Origin of the sequence: Mesorhizobium sp. M7A.F.Ca.CA.004.06.1.1, assembly GCF_003999135.1 — a bacterium.
Lineage (GTDB): Bacteria > Pseudomonadota > Alphaproteobacteria > Rhizobiales > Rhizobiaceae > Mesorhizobium.
The window spans coordinates 1-1,909 of the sequence record NZ_RZPQ01000946.1; the positions used below are offsets into that span (position 1 = coordinate 1).

Sequence of the window (1,909 nt, forward strand, 5' to 3'; positions counted from 1 at the left end):
GTTCCATGACCTTGAGATTGATGCCCAAAAGGTCGTCGCGGCTCATGCCGGGCTTGCGCGGCACGCCGGCGGTGACGATGCAGACATCGGCGCCTTCGATGCCGGCATAGTCGTTGATGCCGGTGAGCCTGGAGTCGAAGCCATCGACCGGCGACGACTGCGCGATATCGAGCCCCTTGCCCTGCGGGATACCTTCGGCAATATCGAACAGCACCACGTCGCCGAGGTCCTTGAGGCCGATCATGTGAGCGAGCGTGCCGCCGATCATGCCAGAGCCGATAAGCGCTATCTTGTTGCGTGCCATGTGAGGATGTTTTCCCTTTGTCGGTGACGACGTCTCAAATCTCTGGTGACTTGATGGCGGCGTCGAAGAAGAGGCCGGAATGCTGCGGGGAACCGCGAATTTTCGCCGCACCCAATAGCCCCGGCACGGAAAAAATTCAAACGATTATTTTGGTGTCAGTATTTTCAATCGGTTAGATCACTTGGGATTTACGTAAACGTCAAAGTTTGTAAGCCGACTTTGGAAGAAATAACCGATGAAGACGGAAATCGTAAGGCCGAATGCGGGCGATGACACCCTTGTGATGCGGGTAACCGAGGAGGTTCGAGTTGTAGACGTCGGCGGGACAGCGCCCCCCCTCTGTCCTGCCGAGGGAGGGGACACGAAGGATTGCTACCGACGGATTCTCTGGAAATTCAGGCCTGCGCCTGCTGTGCCCCTGGCGCCGGCTTCCCCTTCTGCCGCGCCGCCCAATCCTCCAGCCAGTCGCGGCTTTGCATCTCGATCAGCCGCGATGCGGTGCGCTCGAACTCGAAGACTTCGACGCCGCGCTTGGCTGCATAAAGCGCTTGCGGCGGCGCATCGGCGCTCATCACCAGCCGCACATGATGGTCGTAGAGCGTGTCGATCAGAAGGATGAAGCGCTTGGCCTCGTTGCGCTTGCCTTCGCCGAGCACCGGGACATGGTCGATAAAAATGGTTGAGAAGCGACCGGCGATCGCCAGGAAATCGCGCGCGCCAAGCGGCTTTTCGCAGAGATCGGCAAAGGAGAACCGCGCCGCATCGCCCGCCGCGCGCGGCACGATCACCTGCCGTCCTTTGAGGGCAATCGATGTCTCGGCGGTCGGCGCGCCCCGCGTCATGGCTTGCCAGGCCTCGTCGAGTAGCTGGTCCGCCGCCGCATCGGCCGGCGTGACATAGACCGGTGTCCGGGCGAGCTTTTCCAGCCGGTAGTCTTTGTCGGCATCGAGCGCCAGCACCTGTGTGTGCAGCTCCAGTATGCCGATAAAGGGCAGGAAAAGCTGGCGGTTCAGCCCGTCGCTGTAGAGGTTTTCCGGCGCCACATTCGAGGTGGCGACCAGCACCACGCCGCTGGCAAACAGCGCCGAAAACAACCTGGACAGGATCATCGCGTCGGCAATGTCGGTGACCGAGAACTCGTCGAAGCACAGCACCCAGGCTTGCTCGGCAAGGGCCTTGGCCACCGGCGGGATCGGATCGTCTTCCCTGACGTCGCCATTCTTGCGCGCCTGCCGGTGCTTCTGGATACGGTCCTGCACGTCGGCCATGAAGTCGTTGAAGTGGACGCGGCGCTTGCGCCGCACCGGCAGCAAGTCGAAGAACATGTCCATCAGCATGGTCTTGCCGCGACCGACGCCGCCATGGATGTAGAGGCCTTTGACGGCCTCATCCGTCTCGCGCTTGCGGGCGAACAGCCAGCCCAGCGCGCTCGACTTATGCGCCAGCCGCTTGGCCGAAATCTCATCGGTCAGCCGGTCGAGTGCCGCAACGATCCGTTCCTGCGCCGGATCGCGGTCGATCGTACCGGTTTCCACCAGATGGTCGTAGCGCTGCCTGACGGTCGCATGGGTCTGGAGGCCGTCACGCAGATGCATCGGTCACGTC

At 61.8% G+C, this 1,909-nt stretch carries 1 protein-coding gene and 1 pseudogene; both read right to left on the reverse strand.

Annotated features, from left to right (window positions below; genetic code table 11):
- Positions 1 to 304, reverse strand: a pseudogene (locus tag EN906_RS32490) (malate dehydrogenase); the annotation flags it as partial.
- 395 nt (positions 305 to 699) lie between these two features.
- Positions 700 to 1,899 carry a cell division protein ZapE gene (gene zapE, locus EN906_RS32495; RefSeq protein WP_127375697.1) on the reverse strand — a complete coding sequence of 400 codons (1,200 nt, stop codon included), beginning with the start codon at positions 1,897 to 1,899 and terminating at the stop codon, positions 700 to 702.
- Positions 1,900 to 1,909 lie beyond the last annotated feature (10 nt).

Bases quoted from the DNA above. Each gene is read 5' to 3' on its own strand.
- zapE (WP_127375697.1), bottom strand. From the start codon at position 1,899: ATGCATCTGCGTGACGGCCTCCAGACCCATGCGACCGTCAGGCAGCGC.